Below are 22,719 nucleotides of genomic sequence, written 5' to 3'. Positions count from 1 at the left end.
CGGGTGCCGGCCCGTGTGGACCGACACCCGAACACCACTTGCTATTCGCTGGCGATACTAGACGAGGGCACCGCCGAGGTCGTCTCCGGGGCGTCCCCGAAGTCCGGCACCTCGAGGCGTGCGCCGCCCTGCAGGGCCGACTGGTGGGCGATGATGCCGGGCAGCGTGAAGCGAGCGGCGGTCCAGGCGTTCACCGGCGGCAGCGTCCGGTCGACGACGGCGCGGACGAAGTCGTCGGCGAGGAACTGGTGCGAGCCCTCGTGCCCGGTCGGCACGCCGGCGTACTCGGCGGGCAGGCGGTCGGTGTCGTGCACCTCGGCGTACCCGGACACGAACGCGTCGCGCAGCGAGGGGTCGACGCCGGCGAGACGCGGGTCGTCGAGGTCCATCGTCGCCTGCGTGTTGATCTTGTCGCTGATGTCGTGCGAGTCCTCCTTGTCCTGCCAGACGCTGGTCTTCGCGAGCTGTTCGAAGCTCGCTTCGGTGCCGAAGTAGCGGAAGCGGGACTCGCGGATGTGCGACGGGTAGCCGACACGGCGCATCTCGTTGATGCGCATGACGCCGCCGTTGTCGAGCTCGAACAGGGCGGTGGCGTTCGAGAAGTCGTTGTCGAACTGGCTGACGTCCTTGTCGAAGACGCCGTCGCCCCGGTCGTCCTTGACGCCGATGCAGCTGACGCTGACCGCGTGTCCGGGGATGGCGCCGAGGACGCCGCCGACCGAGTGGGTCGGGTACAGCATGGGCGGGTAGCTGGCGGTGCGCTTCCAGTCCTCGCCACCGCTGAACTGGTACGCGGCGTAGAACCCGAGGTCCATGTCGTGCACGTAGTCGCCCTCGGAGTAGAAGACCCGGCCGAAGGCGCCGTCGGCGACCTGCTTGCGGGCGAACACCGTCGCGGGGTTGTAGTAGCTCGTCTCGCCCATCATGTAGGTGAGCCCGGTCTCGCGGACGGCCTCGATGATGTCGCGGATCTCGTCGACCGAGATCGCCATCGGCACCGCCGAGTAGACGTGCTTGCCGGCGCGGAGCGCCTTGACGACGAGCGGACCGTGCGTCCAGCGCTGCGTGAAGATCGCGACGGCGTCGACGTCCGAGGCGAGCACGGCGTCGAAGTCGGCGAACGTTCCGTCGAGGTGCTGCGACTCGACGAGCTCCGACGCGCGGTCGTCGACGAGGTCGGTCACGAAGACGCGGTCGACGTCCGGGTGGAGCTTGAACAGCTTGGCGAACTGGGGGGCGAACTGGCCCGCGCCGACCATTCCGACAGAGATCATCAGTGACCTTTCCAGGGTGAGGGATGCGTCGCCGGGCAGGTCGCGCCGATGCGATCGACCGCCATCCTGACACGATTGTCTACACGTGACAACCCCGGATTCGGAGCGTGAAAGAGCCTCTTGCCACCCGGTGTCACCACGTGTAGATTCCCGGCTCACGGACTGCTGCACGTCAGTCCACCGCAGACGAAGGAGTCGCGATGGCCACCGAGAGCCCTGTGTCGTCACCCTTGACGACCGCCAGCACGAGACGGAGGAGTCGGGCAGCCGACCTCCCGCTCGCCAGCACCACCGTCCCACGCCGCCGCCGTCCCCGGAACGACCTGTGGCTCGCGCTGCTGTTCATCGCGCCGGCCGCGATCGGCTTCGTGGTGTTCCTCGCCTGGCCGACCGTGCGGGGCATCTACCTGAGCTTCACGTCCTACAACCTGCTCACCGAGCCGGAGTTCACCGGGCTGCAGAACTACGCGCGGCTCGTGCAGGACTCGATCTTCTGGCACTCGATGGTCGTCACGATCGAGTACGTGCTCATCAACATCGTCATCCAGACGGTCGTCGCACTGTTCATCGCCGTGATGATGCACCGCCTGACGAAGTCGACCTTCGTGCGCGGCATCGTCCTGGCGCCCTACCTGGTGTCGAACGTCGTCGCGGCGCTCGTCTGGCTGTGGATCCTCGACACTCAGCTCGGCATCGGCAACGAGATGCTCGCGGCCCTCGGCCTGGACCGCATCCCGTTCCTGCAGAGCGACGTCTGGGGCATCCCGTCGATCGCGCTCATCAACGTGTGGCGGCACGTCGGCTACACGGCGCTCCTGATCTTCGCCGGCCTGCAGTCGCTGCCCGAGACGGTCTACGAAGCCGGCCGCATCGACGGCGCGAGCGAGTGGAAGATGTTCTGGCGCATCACGGTGCCGCTGCTCCGCCCGATCCTGTCGCTGGTGCTCATCATCACGGTGATCGGGTCGTTCCAGGTGTTCGACACCGTCGCCGTCACCACGCAGGGCGGCCCCGCGAACGCCACGAACGTCGTGCAGAACTACATCTACAACCTGGCGTTCGGCCGGTTCCAGTTCGGCTACGCATCCGCGGTCTCGGTCGCGCTCCTCATCGTCCTCAGCATCATCACGATCATCCAGTACCGCCTCACCCGCTCGGGTGAGTCGGACCTGGACTGAACGGAGCGCCGCACCATGACCACGACCCTCACCCGTTCCGTCACCACGAAGCGTCCGCCCCGACCCGGAGCCGGCCACCGTCGCCGTCCGTCGGTCGGCCGCGTCCTCGCCTGGGTCGCGATGATCATCGTCATCGTCGTCACCCTGTTCCCGTTCTACTGGATCCTGCGCACCGCCCTGTCGTCGAACGGTGCGATCAACTCCGACCCCACGTCGCTGCTGCCCGTCGGGTTCAGCCTGGGTGGGTTCGAGCGCGTCCTCGGCCTGCAGTCCACCGAAGAGGCGCTCGCCCAGGGTGGCTCCGGCGCTGCCCTGAACTTCTGGCGGTACCTGCTCAACTCGGTGATCGTGTCGACGCTCGTCACGGTCGGCCAGGTGTTCTTCTCGGCCGCTGCCGCGTACGCCTTCGCCCGCCTGCGCTGGCCCGGACGCGACAAGGTCTTCGGGGTGTTCCTCGCCGGCCTGATGGTGCCCGCGATCTTCACGCTGCTGCCGAACTTCACGCTCATCAAGCAGCTCGGGCTCGTCGACAACCTGCTCGGCATCGCGTTGCCGACGATGTTCATGACCCCGTTCGCGGTGTTCTTCCTGCGGCAGTTCTTCCTCGGCATCTCGAAGGAGGTCGAGGAGGCCGCGCTGATCGACGGCGCGGGCAAGGTCCGGGTGTTCTTCCGGCTCGTCATCCCGATGGCCGCCGCACCGATCGCGACGCTCGCCGTGCTGACGTACATCACGAGCTGGAACGACTACTTCTGGCCGCTCATGGTGTCGTACACGGACAGCTCGCGGGTGCTCACCGTCGCCCTCGGTGTCTTCAAGTCGCAGTCCCCGCAGTCCGGCACCGACTGGGCCGGGCTGATGTCCGCGACCCTCGTGGCGGCGCTCCCGATGATCGTGCTGTTCGGCGTCTTCGCCAAGCGGATCGTCAACTCCATCGGCTTCTCCGGGATCAAGTAGCCCCGGCTCGGACAGGACCACCACACCATGACGAACAACCTCTCCCGCCGCGCACTGTTCGCGGGCGGCGCTTCAGCCCTCGCCCTCGGTGCGCTCGCCGCCTGCTCGTCCCCGAGCCGTGGGACCGCGTCCAAGAGCGGCGCCCGCACCGTGAGCTACTGGCTCTGGGACTCCAACCAGCTGCCCGCCTACCAGCAGGTCGCGAAGGCCTTCCACCGCGAGAACCCCGACATCACGGTGCAGATCACCCAGCTCGGGTGGGCCGACTACTGGACCAAGCTGACGGCCGGGTTCATCGCCGGCACCGCGCCGGACGTCTTCACCGACCACCTGACGAAGTTCCCGCAGTTCTCCGACCTCGACGTGCTCTACAAGCTCGACGAGCTCGACGCGACGAAGTCCATCAGCGACGACGACTACCAGTCCGGCCTCGCCGAGCTGTGGAAGGGCCAGGACGGGCACCGCTACGGCTCGCCGAAGGACTGGGACACCATCGGGATGTTCTACGACCGGAAGGCGATGCAGAAGGCTGGCGTCTCCGACGACGAGCTCGCCACGCTCGAGTGGAACCCCGACGACGGCGGCTCGTTCGAACGGATGCTCGCGCACCTGACCATCGACTCCAAGGGTCGGCGGGGTGACGAGCCCGGCTTCGACAAGGAGAACGTCGAGGTCTACGGCATCTCGTCGAACGGGTCTGGCGGCGACGGCTTCGGCCAGACGCAGTGGTCGCCCTTCACCGGGTCGACCGACTGGTTCTACACGAACGAGAACCCGTGGGGCGACAAGTTCCGCTACGACGAGAAGACCGTGCAGGACACCCTCGCCTGGTACTACCGCCTGGCCGACAAGGGCTACATGGCGAAGTACGGCGTCTTCTCGACGACGACCGGTCCGGACGTGCAGCTCGGCGCGGGCAAGTGTGCGCTGTCGTTCAACGGTTCGTGGATGATCGGCACGTACCTGAACATGAAGGACCTCGACATCGCCGTCGCCCCGACGCCGATCGGGCCGACGGGCAAGCGGGCGTCGATGTTCAACGGGCTCGGCGACTCGATCACGAAGCAGGCGAAGGACCCGGAGGCGGCGGCGAAGTGGGTCGCGTTCCTCGGCAGCGACACCGCCCAGGAGATCGTCGGCCGCGCAGGCGTCGTGTTCCCGGCCCGTCCCGCCGGTACCGAGGCGGCGGTCGCGTCGTTCCGGAAACGCGGGCTGGACGTGTCGGCGTTCACCCGGCAGGTCGAGGAGAAGACCACGTTCCTGTTCCCCGTCACCCGCAACCCGGCGGACGTGCAGGCGCTGCTGCAGCCGGCCTTCGACAACGTCTACGCGAACGGCAAGCCGATCTCGACGTTGACCGGCATCAACGAGCAGGTCAACAACCTGCTGGCGCTCACCTGAGTGCGCGGGTCGCCTGACGCGGTCTGACGCGACCAGGATCGGACGGGAGGCGCGGTGCGGGCCCGCCCCGCGCCTCCCGTCCGTGAGACTGGTCACGTGGAACGACGTGAGCAGATCCTGGTGGCCGCTGCGGAGGAGTTCGACCGCGTCGGCTTCGCCGCCGCGACGATCGCGGCCATCGCCCGCGGGGCGGGCGTCTCGCAGGGGGCGCTGCACTTCCACTTCCCGACCAAGCTGGCCCTCGCGCTCGGTGTGATCGACGAGCAGAACGTCCGGACCTTCGACGTCGTGAGCCACACCGAGCAGTCACCAGCAGCTGCCCTGGTCGGCGCCTCGCGAGCCATCGCGGACCTGCTGCGGACCGACCCGATCGTGCGGGCGGGCATCCGGTTGTCACTGGAGCGCGGCGAGTTCCACGCGGCGACGGTCAGCTTCTACGAGCAGTGGATCGGCGGGATCGTCGACGTGTTCCGGCTGGCGATCGCGAGCGGCGAGCTCCGCACCGACCTGACCGCGGAACAGCTCGGCGCCACCGTCGTGCCGTACTTCACGGGCGTGCAACTGGTGTCCGACGTCCGCACCGGGCGGGCCGACCTGTTCCCCGCGGTCGCGACGATGTGGCGGGTGGTCCTGACGGCCACGGCGGACCCGGCACACCGCGACCGGCTGCTCGGGGTCGTCGACGACGCGTTCAGCGGTCGTGGAGTTCGCGGTCGCGGAACCACTTGAGCAGCCACGCGGCGCTCGTGCGGTCGAAGGACCGCGGGAAGTCCGTCTCGCCGGACAGGAACGGACTGAAGCCCGGCTCCGCCTGGACGTCCGCGTCGTCGAGCGAGCGGTAGGCCATCGACCAGCCGTCGAAGCGTCGTCGCTCGATGTCCTCGCGGATGAGCGACTTCACCTCGCCGTGCCGCGGATCACGGCTGATGGCGGCGAACCGGTCGTCGACGCTCCACGCGGGGCCCTCGAGCAACTGCATGAAGCGGCCGCCCTTCACGACGAGCAGCCCGGAGACACCGAGCGCCTCGTTGCGGAGTCGTGAGCCGTCCAGCAGCGTCGCCAGGTCGCCGTCGTCGAAGGGGACGACGGCGCGACTCATGTAGACGATGGAGACGAGCACGGGTCCATGGTGTCAGTCGGCGGGGAGTTCGTGGGCCGTGACGTCCTCGTTGCGCTTCTTGCGCCACGGACGCGCGGGGGTGTTCGGGCCGTCCCAGACCAGGATCGCGCCCCACGCGGCGGCCAGCAGCGGCACCGAGATGATGGCACCGGTGATGCCCGCCAGGACGGTGCCCGCGGTCAGGCCGATCAGGATGACCAGGCCGTGCAGCTTCAGGGTGCGTCCCATCAGCACCGGCTGGAGCAGGTTGCCCTCGAGCTGGTTCACGAGGATCACGATCCCGACGACGATGAGCGCCTGGACCGGTCCGAGGGCGACGAGCGCCACCAGCGCGGCCAGGATGCCGGCTGCCGTCGCACCGACGATCGGGATGAAGGCCGTGATGAACACGACGACGGCCAGGGGGAGTGCCAGCGGGACGCCGACGATCGCGATGCCGACACCGATGCCGATGGCGTCGACGGCGGCGACCGTGGCGGTGCCGCGGACGTACCCGCCGAGGGTCGAGACCACGCGGTCGCCCACCCGGCGTGCTCGGTCGTAGCGCTCACCGGTGAACGGGCGGAGCAGGAACTCCCAGATGCTCGGGCCGTCCTTCAGGAAGAAGAACAGCACCACGATCATCAGCACGAGGCCGGTCAGGAAGTTCGCGGTGGCCGAGGCGCCGGCCAGGGCGCCGGAGCCGAACTGCGCACTCGTGATGAAGTCGGTGACGGACGCCACGGCGTCGTCGACCTGCTTGTCCGAGATCGAGATCGGCAGGTTCTTCGCGAAGTCCTGCAACTGCTGGAACCCGTCGACGGCCGACTTCTGCAGCTGCGACCACTGGTTCTCGACGGCGACGACGATGAGCCACCCGATGAGCCCGAGCACCGCGAGGACGCCGATGAGCACCGCGAGGGTCGCGAGGACCGACGGCACCTTGTGCTTGCGCAACCAGGACACGATCGGGTGCATGGCCGAAGCGATGATGAGCGCGAGGAGCACCGGGATGGTGACGACGCTCAGCACGCTGCCGGCGTAGACGACGCCGGCGATGACCACGACGACGATGATCACCTGTAGGCACCGCGTCGCCAGGCGGCCCGTCGAGTCGGACCACGCCGCCTGGATCTTCGAGGGGGTGGACGGCTGGGGGCTGTCGCGGAAGAACGGCATGGGATCGACCGTACTGATCCGCGGGGCGGCGCGCCCGGACCCGCGCCCGGCGTCGCGGATCAGGTGGAGACGGTCCGCCGGACGTCGACGTCGTGGGAGTCCCGTGCGGCGGGCGCGACGACGAAGGCGGCGACGAGCAGCACGAGGGGCACCAGCATCGCCGCCTGCAGCCCGAGGTGCTCGCCGACGAAGCCGAGCAGGGGCGGTCCGACCAGGAACGCGATGTAGCCAGCGGTCGCGACGACCGACACCCGGCGGTCCCCGTCGGTCGGGTGGTCACCCGCTGCCGAGATCGCGAGCGGGAACCCGAGCGCGATGCCGAGCCCCCAGATGCCCGCGGCGATCGCCGTGACGACCGGACTCGGCGAGACGACCACGAGCAGGACCCCGATCCCGCCGACCGCGGCACAGAGCCGGACGACCGGGCCCCGCCCGAGCCGCGTGACGAGCGGGGTGCCGGCCGACCGGCCGATGAGCATGGCGAGCGCGAACCCGGTGAAGACCAGCGAGCCGACCGCTTCCGGGGCGTCGTGGTCGGTCGTCATCAGGAGCGGGAGCCAGTCGCTGGCGGCACCCTCGGCGAAGGCCATCGCGAGCGTGATCACCGCGATGAGCGCGAGCTGCACGGTGATGACGGAGCGGCGGGTGGCCGTGGTGACGCGGGACGTGCCGGCGGCGTCTGCGGTGTCGGCTCCCTCCGTCTGCACTCCGGCACGCGGCAGCGGCTGCAGGTTGAGGGCAGCGAACGCCGCGAGTGCCGCCATCACCGCAGCCCCCACGAGCAGGTGCACGAGCACCGGTGTCCGGGCAGCCGTCATCGCGATGCCGACGACACCGCCGACGACGGTCCCCAGGCTGAAGCAGGCGTGCAGCACCGGCACCACCGGGTGGCCGATGCGCCGCTCGACCGCGGCGGCCTCGACGTTCAGCCCGATCTCGGCGACCCCCGACCCGAACCCGATCAGGAACAGCCCCGCCCAGACACCCGCCGGCACCTGTGCCGGGGCGAGCAGGGCGACGAGGACCATCCCCACCACGGGCAGCGCGCCACCGAGCAGGATCAAGGGTCGTGTCCCGAGCCGTCGGACGAGCGCACCGGCGCCGAGGATCCCGATCATCGACCCGATCGACAGCCCGAGGAGCACGAGCCCCATCGCCTCGATCGACGCCCCGAGTTCGTCGCGGATGGCGGGCGTCCTGGTCACCCACGTGGCGATGCCGAAGCCGGTCATCGTCGACGTGGCGAACAGGGCCCCTCGAGGGTGCCGGGTCATGTGACCATCTGATCGGTCCGCCGACGGCCCGTCAAGGGTGCGGTCGTCAGCGGAGCATGCCGAGGGCGCGGGCCTCGGAGACCGCGGCCGTGCGCGAGGACACCCCGAGCTTCGAGAACACGTGCACCAGGTGCGACTTCACGGTGGCGTCGCTGATGTGCAGGCGCGCGGCGACGGCGCCGTTCGACGCCCCCTCGGCGACGAGGCGCAGCACCTCGAGCTCCCGCGCCGACAGGCTCACCGACGGGGCGCGCATCCGCGCCATGAGCCGACCCGCGATCGTCGGCGCGAGGGCGCTCTGTCCGGACGCGGCGGCGCGGACGGCCGCGACGAGTTCGTGCGGGGGCGCGTCCTTGAGCAGGTACCCGCTCGCCCCGGCCTCGACCGCACCGAGGATGTCCCCGTCGGAGTCGTAGTTCGTCAGCACGAGCACGTACGGCGCGGCGTCGAGCGCGCGGATCCGTCGCGTCGCGTCCGCCCCGGTGAGGTCCTGCCCGAACTGCAGGTCCATGAGCACGAGTTCCGGCGAGAGCCGGGCGGCGAGGTCCACGGCTTCGTCCGGGGTGGACGCCTCACCCGCGACGACGATGCCGTCCGTGCCGTCGAGGAGTGCTCGGAGCCCGGCGCGGACCACCGGGTGGTCGTCGGCGATGAGGATGCGGATCACCGGACCTCCAGGATCGCGACGAGCGTCGTCCCGCGGCCAGGGGCCGAGTCGACCTCGAGCCGGCCGCCGAACTGCTCGACGCGCTCTTCGGTGGCACGCAACCCGAACGAGTCCGTCGTGCCCGACCGGTCGTGGACGGCGACCGGGTCGAAACCGACGCCGTCGTCCGCGATGGTGAGCCGGGCCTCCTGACCGTCCACGGTGAGTGACAGTCGGACGTGGGTGGCCGCGGCGTGCTGCACCACGTTGGCGACGGCGCCCTGGGCGATGCGGAGCAGCGCGGTCTGGACGTCCATCGGCAGCGAGGCCTCCGCGACGTCGACCGTGACGTCGAGGCCGTCGCGCGACCACTGGGAGCCGGCCAACCGTTCCAGAGCTGCTCCGAGTCCGCGTTCGAGCGCCGGTGGTGCGAGTTCGCGGATGAACCGCCGGGTGTCGGCGAGGCCCTCGGCAGCGGTCTCACGGGCGAGCCGGATGTGCTCCGTCCCCGGACGCTCCCCGTCCGCGCGTTCGGCCGCGTGCAGCAGCATCTGGATGCTCGACAACCCCTGCGCGACGGTGTCGTGGATCTCACGGGCCAACCGGGCCCGCTCAGCGAGGACGCCCTGCTCGCGTTCGGTGACGGCCAACCGGTCGCGCGTGGCGAGGAGCTCGGCGACCAAGGCCTCGCGTTCGACCGCCTCGCGCGCGAGCGCCCGGTACCCCAGTCCGATGAGCAGTGCGACACCCGCTCCGACGAGCGGACCGACCACACCACCGACGGTGAATCCGCCGTGCAGTCCGAGGGCGACGACGGCGACCAGGGTCGCGGCGATGACGGCCACCGGTCCGACGATGCGCGGCAGGACGTGCAGGTACAGGAAGAAGAGCGGGAAGACGAGGTAGGCGGCCTCGGGGACGCCGACGAGCAGGGCGATCCAGACGAGGGTCAGGGCGACGAGCCAGACCGCACCGGCGACCGTCCGACGGCGGCCGTCGCCGCGCGCGACGACCGCCCCGAGCAGGTACACGCCCGCGAACACCGCAGCCAGGGCCAACCGCACCCACGTGCCGGCGCCACCGTCCACGAGCACCCGCACGACGACCAGGGCGAGCAGCGCGGCCGACAGCACGTGCAGGCCGGTCCGCAGACCGACGAAGACCGGGGTGAGGGTGCTGTGCGCCATGTGCTCCCCAGCGTACGGAGGCGTCGGCCGGTGGGGATCAACCGAAAGTTCGATCGGAGGACCGAACCCTCCGGCGATGCCGGGTGGGAGCACCGCGGCGAGGCTGGGAGTCGTGGTCGCGGAAGGTCTGCGACCCGGGAAGGGAACCCCGTGTTCGTCGCTTGGCACGATCTCCGGTTCGCCCGTGGCCGGTTCGTCCTCATCGGCTCCGTCGTGGCACTCATCACCCTGCTCGTCGGGTTCCTCGCCGGGCTCACCGGCGGCCTCGCGTCGCAGAACGTCTCCGCGGTGCTCGACCTGCCCGGCGACCGCCTGGTCCTGCAGCAGCCGTCCACCGGGCAGCCGTCGTTCGGCGACTCCACCATCGGGCAGCGGGCCGTGGACGGCTGGCAGGCGGCCCCCGGGGTCGACGACGTGGTGCCGGTGGGCATCGTCCAGGGCCGGGCGACGGCACCGGGCGCGGGGTCGGGTGCTGCGGCGTCGGGCGCGGCCGTCGGCGTCGCGCTGGTCGGGCTGCCGACGGGAGCACGGTCGACCCCCGTCACCGATCTCGCACCCGGTCGCGACGACCAGGTCGGGCTGTCGTCCGGTGCTGCGGCCGACCTCGGCGTGCAGGTCGGCGACCGCATCACCGTCACCGGGACGGACTACCGCGTCGCCGTCGTCGGCGGCGACGCCTGGTACAGCCACACACCGGTGCTCGCCATGACCCCGGAAGCGTGGGCCGCGGCCGACCGGCGACTCGGCGGCGACGGCGCGCCGACCGTCCTGGCCGTCAGCGGCAGCCCGGACTGGGACGCCGTCGCAGCGTCCACCGGCACGTCCGCCGCGTCGCCGCTCGGGTCGCTGACCGCCCTCGAGACCTTCCGGTCCGAGATCGGGTCGCTCGGCCTGATGATCGTCATGCTCTTCGGGGTGTCCGCGCTCGTCGTCGGGGCGTTCTTCACGGTCTGGACCATGCAGCGAGCCGGCGACGTCGCCGTGCTCAAGGCCCTCGGCGCGAGCACCGGATCACTCGTCCGCGATGCGCTCGGACAGGCGCTCGTCGTGCTCGTCCTGGGGATCGGCGTCGGGATGCTGGCCGTCGTCGGACTCGGCGCGCTCGCCGGCGGTGCACTGCCGTTCCTGCTCAGCCCGGTCACCACCGTCGTGCCGGCCGCCGCGATGGCCGTCCTCGGACTCGCCGGCGCCGCCGTCGCGCTCCGCACCGTCACCTCCGCCGACCCCCTCACCGCACTCGGGAGCAACCGATGATCACCCTCGACGACGTCACCCTGACCTTCCCCGACGGCGACCGGCGGATCACCGCGGTCGACCATGTGTCCCTCGTCGCCCGGCCCGGCGTCGTGACCGGCATCACCGGCCCCTCCGGATCGGGCAAGTCGTCGCTGCTCGCGGTCGCCGCGACGCTCATCCGGCCGGACTCCGGTCGTGTGCTCATCGGCGACGTCGACGCGGCCGCGCTGTCCCGGGACGAAGCCACCGCCCTGCGGCGTGCGCACATCGGGATCGTGTTCCAGCAGTCGAACCTGCTGCCGTCGCTGACCGCACGGGAGCAGGTGCTCGTGATGGCGCACCTCGGCGGCCGGCACCCCGCCGGAGGTCGTCGCGCGGGAGGGCTCCGGGACCGGGCCGACGACCTGCTGGACGCCGTGGGGCTGTCCGACCACCTGGACAAGCGGCCTGCGCAGCTGTCCGGCGGGCAGCGGCAGCGCGTCGCGATCGCCCGGGCACTCGTGCACGAACCCGACGTCCTGCTCGTGGACGAACCGACGAGTGCGCTGGACCAGGAGCGCGGCGCGGCGATCATGGAGCTCATCGCCAAACTGACGCGCGAGCGGGACACCGCGACGATGCTGGTCACCCACGACCTGGTGCACCGCGGGACCCTCGACGAACTCGTCACGGTGGTGGACGGTCGGCTGGCCGGGGCGTCGGTGATCGCCGCCTAGGATCGGGCACATGGCGACCGTCCTCCTCGTCCGACACGGACGCACCACCGCGAACGCCACGGGCGTGCTCGCCGGACGAACCGCCGGCGTGCGACTCGACGCCGTCGGCCGGAAGCAGGCCGACCGCACCGCGGAGCGCATCGCGGCCGTGCCGGTCGTCGCCGTCGTGTCGAGTCCGCTCGAGCGATGCCGGCAGACGGCGAGGGCGATCCTCGAGCGACAGCCGGGCGACCCCGCGTCGGCCATCGAGCGGGCGATCACCGAGGCGGACTACGGCGAGTGGCAGGGGCGGAAGCTCGCCGACCTGGCGAAGGAGCCGCTGTGGCGGACGGTGCAGGCGAACCCGAGCGCCGTGGTGTTCCCCGGCGGCGAGTCCATGCAGACCATGCAGTCCCGGGCGGTGTCGGCCGTCCGGCGCATCGACGCCGAGGTCGAGGCGGAGCACGGGCCCGGAGCGGTCTGGGTCGCGGTGAGCCACGGCGACATCATCAAGTCCGTCCTGGCCGACGCGTTCGGCATGCACCTCGACCTGTTCCAACGCATCGGCGTCGGGCCGGCGTCGGTGTCGGTCGTGCGGTACGGCGAGCACCGGCCCGAGGTGGTCGCGACGAACACCGAGTCCGGCGATCTGTCGTGGCTCGCGACCGCTCCGGCGCCCAGCGGGGACGCAGCGGTCGGCGGCGGAGCCGGACATCCGGAGGCCCCGTCCGAGGCAGGCCCTGCCAGACCCTGAACGGGCGCAGGCCCGCACTCCTACAATGCGGGTATGCCCTCCATCGTCCACGGCTTCGACTGGCCGGACCGCCTCGTCGTCGGCACCATCGGCCGTCCGGGCGAGCGCGCCTTCTACCTGCAGGCCCGCTCCGGCAAGCGCGTCACGAGCGTCGCCCTCGAGAAGGAGCAGACCGCCGTGCTCGCCGAGAAGATCGACGAGCTGCTGGACGAGGTCGCCACGGTCGAGGCGAACCGCTTCAGCGTGCCGGACACCGCCCCCGTCGAGCTCCGCGACCCGGAGCCGCTCGACCAGCCGGTGGAGCCCGAGTTCCGTGCCGGTGCCCTGAGCCTGGGCTTCGACCCGTCGACGGCGCAGGTGGTCATCGAGGCGTACCCGATCGACGACGACGTCGAGATCGTGTCCGAGGAGAGCGAGGACGGCCTCGAGATCGAGGCGGTCGTCGAGATCCCCGAACCCGACGAGCTCTTCCAGGTCAAGATCCCGGTCGGCACCGCTCGCGCGTTCGTCGAGCGCACCCGCGAGATCGTCGCCGCCGGCCGTCCGCCCGGCGACGCATGAGCGACGGCTCACTGAGCATCACGGCGCGGATCCGCGAGGCCTCGAACGCGACCTTCCTGGCCGAGCTGGACGGCGAGGCGGTCGTCTACAAGCCGATCGAGGGGGAACGCCCGCTCTGGGACTTCCCGGACGGCACGCTCGCCGGCCGCGAGGTCGCGGCCCACCTGGTGTCCGAGGCGTTCGGCTGGGGCATCGTGCCACCGACGTGGCTCGGTGACGGCCCGTTCGGCCCCGGCATGGTGCAGCGCTGGCAGACGATCGACCCGGACCAGGACGCCGTCGACCTCGTCACCCCCGAGGCCGCCGAGGCGGACGGTTCGCCGTGGCTGCCCGTGCTCGAGGCGATCGACGAGCACGACCAGCCGGTGACGCTCGTGCACGAGGACTCCGAGGCGTTGCGCCGCATGGCCGTCTTCGACGTCGTGGTGAACAACGCCGACCGCAAGGGCGGGCACGTGCTGGCGATGCCCGACGGACACCGGTTCGGTGTCGACCACGGGCTGGCCTTCCACGTCGAGCACAAGCTCCGCACGGTGCTGTGGGGGTGGATCGGCGAGCCGCTCGGACCGGACGAACTCGAGGGGCTCGACCGGGTGTCGGAGGCGCTCCGCGGTGCCCTGGGCGACGAACTCGCCGAGCACCTGACGCCGGAGGAAGTCGACACGGTGCGCGCGCGGTGTGCGGCGCTGCGGGCCGTCGGCATCTTCCCGCCACCGCCGGGGCACGGCCCCGCGGTGCCGTGGCCCTTGTTCTGACGCACCCGTCGTGAGCCGGCGCCCCGGCTCGGCCTGCCGTGGCGACCCGGCCGGCCGTGGACACCCCGGTCCGGGACGGTGGGGCCCGTCGGGTCCGGACCCCACCGACCGGTCCGCGTCCGTGATCCGTGGACGCGGAGACCCGTGGCGTCCGGTGGCGTGCGCCGTTGCACTCCGGGACCCCGCGGGAGTCGACCGGTCGAGAACGGATCAGGTGCACTCGGCCGACCGCTTCCGGCACGCCGACGACGTCGGCGCAGGAAGAACGATCACGGCGGCCGGGGTCTGGGGCAACTGTGGTGGCGCTCAGCATACGACTGCGGAACCCCGCGCAACAGTCCCTGCCGGGACCGATCCGGCGGCTAGTCGAACAACGACGGCCCGCCGCGGCGCGACCCCAGGTACGACCCCACGACGGCGACACCGAGGTCGTCGTTCTCCGGAGCGACGACCGAGCCGTCCACCCGCTTCGCCATCGCGTCGATGAACCGTGCGAGCCCCGGGTCGTCGCCGAGGCGGAAGAACGTCGTCTGGGCGCCGAGCCGACCGGCGTTCTCGAGCTCCCGAACGGTCAGTGCGATCGTCACGGGGTCCGGCGGGTAGTCGAACCACACCTGTCCGTTCGGCTCGAGGTGCGACGTCGGTTCCCCGTCGGTGACGATGAGCAGCACGGGTTGGGCGGTCGGGTGCTTCCGGAAGTGCCGGTTGGCGAGGAGCAGCGCGTGGTGCAGGTTCGTGCCCTTGTCCCACATCGCGTCGAGACCCACGAGCTGCTCGATGTCCACGACCTCGGCCTCGCGTCCGAACGCGATGAGCTGCAGGTCGTCGCCGCGGAACCGCGTCGAGACGAGCGTGTGCAGCGCCAGGGCCGTGCGCTTCATCGGCACCCACCGGTCCTCCATCGCCATCGAGAACGACGTGTCGACGAGCAGTGCCACGCAGGCCTGTGTGCGGGACTCGGTCTCCTGCACCTCGACGTCGTCGATGGTCAGGCGGACGCCGGGGCCCACCCGCCCGTCGGCCGCGGTCCGGGTCAGCGCGTTCGTGATCGACCGGGTGACGTCCCACGGCTCGGTGTCGCCGTACGCCCACTGCCGGGTCGCGCCCGAGGGTTCGCCGGCCGCACCGGACTGCCGGATGTCGCGGGCACCCTGTCGGCCGGACATCCGCTCGGCGACGTCACGGAGCAGGCTCTTGCCGAGCTGCCGCATGGCCTTCGGGGTGAGCCGGAGCTGCCCGTCCGCTCCGCGGCGCATCGCCCCGGAGTTCCGCAGGGCCTTCTCGAGCTGCTGCAGGGTCCTGGCGTCCACGGCGGCCTCGGCACCGAGCTGCCGGGTCAGGGCGTCGAGGTCCAGGTCGTCGAGCTCGGAGCCGGGGCCGGACTGGGCGAGTTGGTCCGCGAGGGCGTCGAGGTCGGCGATGTCCTGGAACACCCCGGTCCCGTCGCCGAGTCCGAGCCCCTGGTCGCCCTCCATGCGCTCGGACCCGCCCCAGTCCTCGCCGGGCCGCAGGGACCGCAGGTTGCCGTCGAGCTGGGACAGCTGCCCCATCAGGTCGGGGGAGCCGAAGGCCTGCTGGGCGAGGGCGTCGAGTTCGTCGCGCTGCTCTTCGGTCATCGAGTTCCGCATCCGCTGGGCGGCGGCGGCCCGTGCCGCGAGGTCGTCGAGCAGCTCGTCGACGTTCGCGGGGTTCGACGGGAAGTACTCGCCATGCTCCGCCATGAACGCGTCGAACTGCTCCTGCGAGTCGGTGCCGGCGCGGTGGTCCTCGAGCAGCTGGTTGAGGTCCTGCATCATCGCGCTGACCGCGGCGCGGTCGTCGTCCGTGGCGCCCTCGAGCGCCTGCTTCATGCCCGCGAAGCGCTGGTCGAGCACCTCGCGACCGAGCAGGTCCTTGATCTCGTCGTACTTCTGCCGGGCCTCGCGGCTCGTCCAGTCGTACCCGCCGAGCTCCTGCACCGCGGCGGCCGGCGACGGGGACAGGCTGTCGAGCTGCATCTCGGCCAGGGCGCGGTCGCCGTCGTCGAGCTCGACGTTGCGGGCGAGTTCGCCGCGTTCGGCGCGGAGCGCCTGGTCGAGCAGCTCGCGGATCTGCTGCAGGGTGCCGTCGAGGTTGTTCTTCGCGGTGAGTTCGCGGCGCCGTTCCGCGACCTTGCGCGCGAGGTCGTCGAGTCCGCGCTGCGTCCGGCCGCCTCGGCGCAGGAACTCCCGCATGGCACGCTCCGGTGAGGTGCCGGCCATCACGTCCTGCCCGATGGCGTCGAGTGCTTCGGCGAGGTCAGCGGGCGGCGCGAGCGGGTCCGGACCGTCGGTGTAGGCGCCGTACCGGGTGTCCCGCGTCAGTCGTCGGTTCTGCCTAGCCATAGACGGCTTCGCCCCCGCCGGACTCCTTGCTGATGCGGCGGGCGAGGAAGAGCCCCTCGAGCGCGAGTTCGATCGCACCCGCGCGCTCACCGTCGTTCGTGGCGCCGAGGCGTTCGCACACCTGGTCGTACAGGTCGGACTCGCCGATCGACGGCAGCCCCTCGAGGAACGCCCGTGCGCCGACCTGTTCGCCCGTCGTCACCATCGTCCCGCCGTCGAGCGCCTCGACGAGCACCCCGAAGTCGAGTCCGCGGAACCGGGCACGCACCGTCTCGGCCGTGGCGGTCCGCAGCAGGTGCTCGAGGACCTCGTCCGCGCGGTCCTCTTCGCCGTTCTCGAACTCGATCTTGCCGCCGAGCACGTCGACCGCCGTCTCGAGGTCGATCGGTCGCGCGACGGCCTCCGGCTCGCCCTGGCGTGCTGCACGGTGCACGGCCGCCGCGGCGACCGTCTCGGCGCCGGCGATCGCGAACCGGGCGCTGACACCGCTGCGCTGGTCGACCGCGCTCGACCCGCGCAGGGCACGGGTGAAGCGGGCGAGGATCTCGACGATCGCGTCCGGCACCTCGGCGGTGAGCTGCGCCTCCTGCCGGATGACCGCGATCTCGTCCTCGAGCTCGATCGGGTAGTGGGTCCGGATCTCCGCGCCGAAGCGGTCCTTCAGCGGCGTGATGATCCGGCCGCGGTTCGTGTAGTCCTCCGGGTTCGCGCTGGCCACCACGAGCACGTCGAGGGGGAGTCGGAGCACGTAGCCGCGGATCTGGACGTCGCGTTCCTCCATCACGTTGAGCATCGCCACCTGGATGCGTTCGGCGAGGTCGGGCAGCTCGTTGATCGCGACGATGCCGCGGTGGCCGCGGGGGACGAGTCCGAAGTGGATGGTCTCCGGGTCGCCCAGGCTGCGCCCTTCGGCGACCTTCATCGGGTCGACGTCGCCGATCAGGTCGGCGACGCTCGTGTCCGGCGTCGCGAGCTTCTCGACGTAGCGGTCGTCGCGGTGCCGCCACGAGATCGGCAGGGCGTCACCGAGGTCGTCGGCTCGGCGGGCGCTCGCGGTGGTGATGGGCTCGTAGGGGTGCTCGCCGAGCTCGGAGCCGGTGATCACCGGGGTCCACTCGTCGAGCAAGCCCTGCAGGGTGCGGAGCAGGCGGGTCTTGCCCTGGCCGCGCTCACCGAGCAGGACGACGTCGTGTCCGGCGATGAGGGCACGTTCGAGTTGCGGGATCACGGTCGTCTCGAACCCGTGCAGGCCGGGCCAGGGGTCGTCTCCCGCGCGCAGCGCGGTGAGCAGGTTGTCGCGGATCTCGGCGCGGACCGTCTTCTGGACGTGGCCAGAAGTGCGGAGCTCGCCGACCGTGCGGATGTCGGGTCGGGTCACCGCTTCGACGCTACGCCGCGATCGCGAAAGCGACCGGAAGGCGGACGGGAGGCCCGTGGCGGGCCCGCCCCGTCCTCCCTCGCAGGCTCGGTCGGCGCGCCCCGCGCAACGCTTCGCGTTGCCGCTGAGCGGGGCGCGCCCGTCCGCTTGTGGGTTTCCATAGCAACCGCAATGATTGAGGCTCCGGCATCGGAGCCGGATTCGATAGGGGGATCCGGCTCCGAGCCGGCCCCGTCGTACCGAATGTGAACCATCTCGCCGATCTCGGCGTAGGTTCCCCTCTCGTGAGCAGCACGAACGGGGCGATCAAGAGCCTGGTCCCCGCCAGGATGGACAGACTGCCGTGGACGAGGTTCCACTGGAGTGTCGTCGTCGGACTCGGGGTCTCCTGGATCCTGGACGGTCTGGAGATCCAGATCGTCTCCAACGCGGGCTTCCAGGCCGACCTGAACCTGTCGACGCAACAGGTGACCTCCCTCGGCACGATCTACCTGGTCGGCCAGGTGGTCGGAGCGCTGGTGTTCGGGCGCATGTCCGACCGGCTCGGGCGGCGCAAGCTCTTCATCCTGACGCTCGCGATCTACCTGATCGGCTCGGGCGTCGCCGGTCTCGCCCAGGACTTCTGGTTCCTGGCCGCGTTCCGGTTCGTCGCCGGCCTCGGCATCGGCGGCGAGTACGCGGCGATCAACTCGGCGATCGACGAACTGATCCCCGCGAAGTACCGCGGCCACGTCGACATCGCCATCAACGGCACCTACTGGGGCGGCGCCGCACTCGGCGCCTTCGCGAACATCTACCTGCTCGACACGGCCAACTTCTCGGAGAGCATCGGCTGGCGCATCGGCTTCTTCCTCGGCCCGGTGCTCGGCATCGCGATCATCTTCCTGCGGCGGCACATCCCCGAGAGTCCGCGCTGGCTCATGACCCACGGGCGCGAGGAAGAGGCCGAAGCGACCGTCACCCAGATCGAGGAGGCGGTCGAGAAATCCACCGGCAAGCGGCTGCCGGACGTCGACGAGTCGAAGGCCATGACCGTCACGCCGACCGACCGCGTCGGGTTCCTGACCATCGCGCGCGTGCTGCTCAAGCAGTACCCGACGCGCACCCTGGTCGGGGCGTCGATGATGATCACGCAGGCGTTCCTCTACAACGCGATCTTCTTCACCTACGCGCTTGTCCTGACGAACTTCTTCGGCCTGAAGACCGCGCAGACGTCGATCTACTTCTTCCCGTTCGCGATCGGGAACCTGCTCGGACCGATCATCCTCGGTCGGTTCTTCGACACGTGGGGCCGTCGGCAGATGATCTTCCTGACGTACCTGGTGTCGGGGCTCGTCCTGGCGACCTCGGCGTTCCTGTTCCGCGCCGACGCGATCTCGGCGACGGTGCAGGTGGCCTTCTGGTGCGTGTCGTTCTTCTTCGCCTCCGCCGGGGCCTCGAGTGCGTACCTGACGGTCAGCGAGATCTTCCCCCTCGAGCTGCGGTCGCAGGCCATCTCGTACTTCTTCGCGCTCGCGCAGGTCTTCGGTGCGGTCGCGCCGCTGATCTACGGTGCCTTCATCGGGGACGGGTCCTCGCGTGAACCGCTCTTCTGGGGGTACCTGCTCGGGTCCGCGGTGATGATCGGCGGTGGGGTGATAGCCCTGGTCTTCGGGGTCGATGCCGCGCGGAAGGGGCTCGAGGACGTCACCCAGCCCCTGTCCGTCCTGACCGGGGACGCGGAACAGCAGCGGCGCTGAACAGCGACGGCGGCCATGCAACATTCTGTATTCAGAGTGTTTAGCACGGCCGTCGTCGTGGTGTCACGGTGCTGGCATGGCACTCCTCCACAGCGCGACACCCACCACGACGATCCACGACGGTGCCGGTGCGGTCGGCCAGGGTGACCGCCGTGCGTGAAACTGGCGCGATGGAGCAGTCACCGATGCGTGTCGGCCGGGGCGACCGCGATCCCCACGGCCTCCGGCGCAGTCTGTTGCGCGACGCGGTCTTCCTCCGCCTGCTCGACAGCGTGCTGCGCGGCGAGTACCGCCGCGGGCAGCGCCTGCGCCTCGACACCATCGCCGAGGACATGCGGGTCTCCCGCACGCCGGTGCGCGAAGCCCTCGTCTCCCTCGAGTCCCATCAGCTCGTCACCGTGCAGCGGTACGTCGGCGTGGTGATCACGCAGTGGTCCGTCGGGCAGATGACCGAGCGCCTGCGCATCGCCCGGGCGCTGGTCGTCGACCCGCCGGTGAGCGGCACGGGCCACGACGACCGCTTCGACCCGGCCTGGCTCCGCGAGTGCTGGACCGAAGCCGGGGCCTTCGTCGAACTCGCCGCGTGGTTCCTCCGGCGGCGCGGCGCCTCGGTCAGCGCCGACTGGATGCTGTCGCAGCGCACCGTGCTCGACACGTTCTTCACCGACGACGTCGCACTGGCCAACGGGATCGACGCCGTGGTCGACCGGGCGCGGCGACTCGACCTCGTCGACCAGGCCGTGCGGGCAGCGGAGCGTGACGCGCTCGACGACTGCGCCGTGGTGCTGCTCGAGCTCGCGGCGGCGCTCATCGCCCTGCCGGACCGGTTCCGGGTGGCCGTGGCCTCCTGAGCCGTCCCGGCTGCGGGTTCGTACAGGTCGGCGCCACGGCGCACGGATCCGGGGGTCGACGGTGGCCCGGTGGCCTCGCTCCGACGTCGTTCGCACTGGATCGCCAGGGACCTCCGTGGCAGCCTTGACCGGTTGCCACCCCGGCGCGTCCACCGACGACAGGAGAGCCCGTGAACGACGTCCGCGATCGCTCCCACCGTCTCAACCGAGCCGACGGGATCGCACGGCACGGACGTCTCCGTCGGTCCGGACCCTTCCGGACCGTCGCTGCGCTGGTCGCGAGCGTCGCCGCAGTCGCGCTCGTCAGCACCGCCTCGGTCGCCGCGATCGCCGCGAAGCAGGTGACCGACGACCTCGGTGACGGCGTGCAGATCGAGGGGCAGCCCGCGCCGCGGTCGAACGGCACCAAGGCCCCATCGCTCAGCGCTTACAAGGGCGGCTTCAACATGCTCGTCGTCGGGACGGACAACGACCCGGACCAGTCCGCGGAGTTCGGGGAGCGCGACGCGACGCTCAACGACGTCAACATCCTGCTCCACGTCTCGGCGGACCACACCAACGCGACCGCGGTGAGCATCCCCCGCGACCTCGTCACCCCGATCCCCGCGTGCAAGAAGACCGACGGCTCCGGCACCGCGCCGGCCATGGCTGCGCAGCCGATCAACACCTCGTTCAGCGACGGCGGGCTGAACTGCGTGACCCAGACCGTGCAGGGGCTCACCGGCCTGGACATCCAGTACTCGGCCGCGGTCTCGTTCAACGGCGTGATCGAGATGTCGAACGCGATCGGTGGTGTGCCGGTCTGCGTGGCGCAGCCGATCGAGGACCCCTACACCGGGCTCGACCTGCCCGCCGGCACCTCGACCCTGCAGGGCGACGAAGCCCTCGCGTTCCTCCGGACCCGGCACGGCGTCGGTGACGGCTCCGACCTCGGCCGGATCTCGAGCCAGCAGGTGTTCCTGTCGTCGCTGCTCCGGACCGTGAAGTCGAACGACACCCTCACGTCGCCGACCACCCTGTACAAGCTGGCCCGCGCCGCGGCGTCGAACATGCAGCTGTCCCAGAGCCTGAACGACATCGGGACGATGGTGCAGATGGGTCGGGCGCTGCAGGACCTCCCGCTGTCGCAGGTGAACTTCGTGCAGTACCCGGGCACGACCGGCGGCACCGGGGTCTACGAGGGCAAGGTCCAGCCGACGACGTACCTGGCCGACCAGCTGTTCGCGAAGATCAAGGCGGACCAGTCGTTCTCCCTGGGGGAGGACAGCACGGGCATCGGGTCCGAGGCGAACGCGGCGCCGTCGGCAGCGGCCTCGTCGCCGGCTGCTGCGGCACCGTCGGCTCCGGCGTCCTCACCCGCGGCTGCTGCGCCGTCGTCGCCTGCCGCCGGTACTCCGTCCACACCCGCTGCTGCTCCGACGGCATCCGCGACGCCGGAGACCATCGAAGGGCTCGAGGGGCAGTCCGCCGACCAGGAGACCTGCTCGAAGGCCTTCGGCTACTGACCCGGCTGGGGCTCTGGGCCCGCCGGGCTCCCGCCCACGCAAAAGCGACAGTGTGCCGCCGAACATCGGCGGCACACTGTCGCGCTGACGGCACAGACCACGGGCCGTGCTGGGGCACTGTCGCTTTCGCGTACTGGGCGGCCGCCATGCCCGGCCGCCATGCCCGGACGCAGAAACGGGGGCGCGGTGGTGGACCGCGCCCCCGGAAGCCGCTCCCCGAGCGGGCGCCAGACAACCGGGCGCGCCGGGCCCGGCTCGGAGAGCGACGTCGGTGCTGTGTCGCGACTACGGGGACGAGCCCCGGAATGTGATCGCCGCGTCTCGATGATGCTATTCACCGGGGTACGTCGGGACAACCCCGAGGTGTCCCCACTTCGGGGGACCCGCGTTCTGCGACCGTGCCACGCGCGGGGTGCGGTCGGGTCGAGAGTGGCCCGGTCCTCCTGTATGGTGGTCGGAGCGCTCGCGAGAGTGCTTGGAGACGTCGCATAGTCCGGCCGAGTGCACCACCCTGCTAAGGTGGAGTCCCCTTTAGGGGACCGAGGGTTCAAATCCCTCCGTCTCCGCACTCCATGAAACCCCGGTCCGATCGGACCGGGGTTTCGTCGTCTCCGTGCTGGTCTGCACGCCGCGTGAACCAGGTTCCGGACACGGCACCGCGGAACGGCGTGGTGCTGTGTCCGGAAC

General features: G+C 70.8%; 20 protein-coding genes and 1 tRNA gene. 13 read left to right on the top strand and 8 right to left on the bottom strand.

The genetic code is table 11. The annotated features are described in order from the left end of the window. Positions 1-41: 41 nt before the first annotated feature. Positions 42-1,274 carry a Gfo/Idh/MocA family protein gene (locus ACIPV1_RS08090; RefSeq protein ID WP_333925394.1) on the bottom strand — a complete coding sequence of 411 codons (1,233 nt, stop codon included), beginning with the start codon at positions 1,272-1,274 and terminating at the stop codon, positions 42-44. 230 nt (positions 1,275-1,504) lie between these two features. Between ACIPV1_RS08090 and ACIPV1_RS08085 the strand changes: the two genes are divergently transcribed. The 4 genes from ACIPV1_RS08085 to ACIPV1_RS08070 all read left to right on the top strand — a co-directional run bounded on the left by ACIPV1_RS08085 (position 1,505) and on the right by ACIPV1_RS08070 (position 5,539). After that, positions 1,505-2,452 (top strand): carbohydrate ABC transporter permease, encoded by a 948-nt coding sequence (locus ACIPV1_RS08085; protein ID WP_123292300.1) that lies wholly within the window; start codon positions 1,505-1,507, stop codon positions 2,450-2,452. 15 nt (positions 2,453-2,467) lie between these two features. Next, complete coding sequence (locus ACIPV1_RS08080) at positions 2,468-3,409, top strand: carbohydrate ABC transporter permease (protein WP_123291849.1); 942 nt, start codon at positions 2,468-2,470, stop codon at positions 3,407-3,409. A gap of 27 nt (positions 3,410-3,436) precedes the next feature. Next, positions 3,437-4,810, top strand: a complete 1,374-nt coding sequence (locus ACIPV1_RS08075) for a sugar ABC transporter substrate-binding protein (RefSeq protein ID WP_123938368.1) — start codon at positions 3,437-3,439, stop codon at positions 4,808-4,810. A gap of 96 nt (positions 4,811-4,906) precedes the next feature. Beyond that, entirely contained in the window at positions 4,907-5,539 is a 633-nt protein-coding gene (locus tag ACIPV1_RS08070) for a ScbR family autoregulator-binding transcription factor (RefSeq protein ID WP_165932394.1), read from the top strand. Here the strand turns inward: ACIPV1_RS08070 and ACIPV1_RS08065 are convergent. The 5 genes from ACIPV1_RS08065 to ACIPV1_RS08045 are packed head-to-tail and all read right to left on the bottom strand — an operon-like array spanning position 5,502 to position 10,195. Next, positions 5,502-5,930, bottom strand: coding sequence for a BLUF domain-containing protein (locus ACIPV1_RS08065; RefSeq protein WP_123338593.1), 429 nt, complete (start codon positions 5,928-5,930; stop codon positions 5,502-5,504). The two genes, ACIPV1_RS08070 and ACIPV1_RS08065, sit on opposite strands and share 38 nt — an antisense overlap. Positions 5,931-5,942: 12 nt before the next feature. Continuing rightward, positions 5,943-7,088, bottom strand: coding sequence for an AI-2E family transporter (locus ACIPV1_RS08060; RefSeq protein WP_402726114.1), 1,146 nt, complete (start codon positions 7,086-7,088; stop codon positions 5,943-5,945). Positions 7,089-7,147: 59 nt separating this feature from the next. Further along, positions 7,148-8,362: an MFS transporter gene (locus tag ACIPV1_RS08055; protein WP_131921481.1), complete on the bottom strand. Its 1,215-nt coding sequence runs from the start codon at positions 8,360-8,362 to the stop codon at positions 7,148-7,150. Between the two features lie 46 nt (positions 8,363-8,408). After that, entirely contained in the window at positions 8,409-9,029 is a 621-nt protein-coding gene (locus ACIPV1_RS08050; RefSeq protein WP_123291854.1) for a response regulator transcription factor, read from the bottom strand. Beyond that, a complete protein-coding gene (locus ACIPV1_RS08045; RefSeq protein ID WP_132099875.1) occupies positions 9,026-10,195 on the bottom strand; it encodes a sensor histidine kinase in 1,170 nt (389 codons plus the stop codon). Before ACIPV1_RS08045 ends, ACIPV1_RS08050 begins: the two co-directional genes overlap by 4 nt. A gap of 150 nt (positions 10,196-10,345) precedes the next feature. On the opposite strand from ACIPV1_RS08045, the gene ACIPV1_RS08040 reads away from it, so the two are divergent. The 5 genes from ACIPV1_RS08040 to ACIPV1_RS08020 are packed head-to-tail and all read left to right on the top strand — an operon-like array spanning position 10,346 to position 14,196. Then, complete coding sequence (locus tag ACIPV1_RS08040; protein WP_402726113.1) at positions 10,346-11,449, top strand: ABC transporter permease; 1,104 nt, start codon at positions 10,346-10,348, stop codon at positions 11,447-11,449. Then, on the top strand, positions 11,446-12,147 hold the full coding sequence (locus ACIPV1_RS08035) for an ABC transporter ATP-binding protein (RefSeq protein WP_402726112.1): 702 nt from the start codon (positions 11,446-11,448) through the stop codon (positions 12,145-12,147). Before ACIPV1_RS08040 ends, ACIPV1_RS08035 begins: the two co-directional genes overlap by 4 nt. A gap of 10 nt (positions 12,148-12,157) precedes the next feature. Further along, complete coding sequence (locus tag ACIPV1_RS08030; RefSeq protein ID WP_123291858.1) at positions 12,158-12,880, top strand: MSMEG_4193 family putative phosphomutase; 723 nt, start codon at positions 12,158-12,160, stop codon at positions 12,878-12,880. 33 nt (positions 12,881-12,913) lie between these two features. Continuing rightward, positions 12,914-13,441, top strand: coding sequence for a DUF3090 domain-containing protein (locus ACIPV1_RS08025; RefSeq protein ID WP_123291859.1), 528 nt, complete (start codon positions 12,914-12,916; stop codon positions 13,439-13,441). After that, positions 13,438-14,196, top strand: a complete 759-nt coding sequence (locus ACIPV1_RS08020) for an SCO1664 family protein (RefSeq protein ID WP_123291860.1) — start codon at positions 13,438-13,440, stop codon at positions 14,194-14,196. The genes ACIPV1_RS08025 and ACIPV1_RS08020 overlap by 4 nt, the downstream gene beginning before the upstream one ends. Positions 14,197-14,558: 362 nt before the next feature. On the opposite strand, the gene ACIPV1_RS08015 is transcribed toward ACIPV1_RS08020, so the two are convergent. Then, positions 14,559-16,559 (bottom strand): VWA domain-containing protein, encoded by a 2,001-nt coding sequence (locus ACIPV1_RS08015; protein ID WP_402726111.1) that lies wholly within the window; start codon positions 16,557-16,559, stop codon positions 14,559-14,561. Beyond that, a complete protein-coding gene (locus ACIPV1_RS08010) occupies positions 16,552-17,937 on the bottom strand; it encodes an AAA family ATPase (RefSeq protein ID WP_123291862.1) in 1,386 nt (461 codons plus the stop codon). Before ACIPV1_RS08010 ends, ACIPV1_RS08015 begins: the two co-directional genes overlap by 8 nt. Positions 17,938-18,221: 284 nt before the next feature. Here ACIPV1_RS08010 and ACIPV1_RS08005 point away from each other — a divergent pair, with 284 nt between their 5' ends. The 4 genes from ACIPV1_RS08005 (at position 18,222) to ACIPV1_RS07990 (ending at position 22,598) form a co-directional block, all read left to right on the top strand. Beyond that, positions 18,222-19,676, top strand: a complete 1,455-nt coding sequence (locus tag ACIPV1_RS08005; RefSeq protein WP_311316753.1) for an MFS transporter — start codon at positions 18,222-18,224, stop codon at positions 19,674-19,676. A gap of 170 nt (positions 19,677-19,846) precedes the next feature. After that, on the top strand, positions 19,847-20,527 hold the full coding sequence (locus ACIPV1_RS08000; protein WP_131846694.1) for a GntR family transcriptional regulator: 681 nt from the start codon (positions 19,847-19,849) through the stop codon (positions 20,525-20,527). Between the two features lie 170 nt (positions 20,528-20,697). Further along, on the top strand, positions 20,698-22,032 hold the full coding sequence (locus ACIPV1_RS07995) for an LCP family protein (protein ID WP_402726110.1): 1,335 nt from the start codon (positions 20,698-20,700) through the stop codon (positions 22,030-22,032). Positions 22,033-22,509: 477 nt separating this feature from the next. Next, a tRNA-Ser gene (locus ACIPV1_RS07990) sits at positions 22,510-22,598 on the top strand. Positions 22,599-22,719 lie beyond the last annotated feature (121 nt).

Source organism: Curtobacterium sp. NPDC089991 (genome assembly GCF_044748425.1).
GTDB lineage: Bacteria > Actinomycetota > Actinomycetes > Actinomycetales > Microbacteriaceae > Curtobacterium.
Note: the sequence above shows the minus strand (reverse complement) of the source record. Positions and strands in the feature narration are given on the sequence as shown.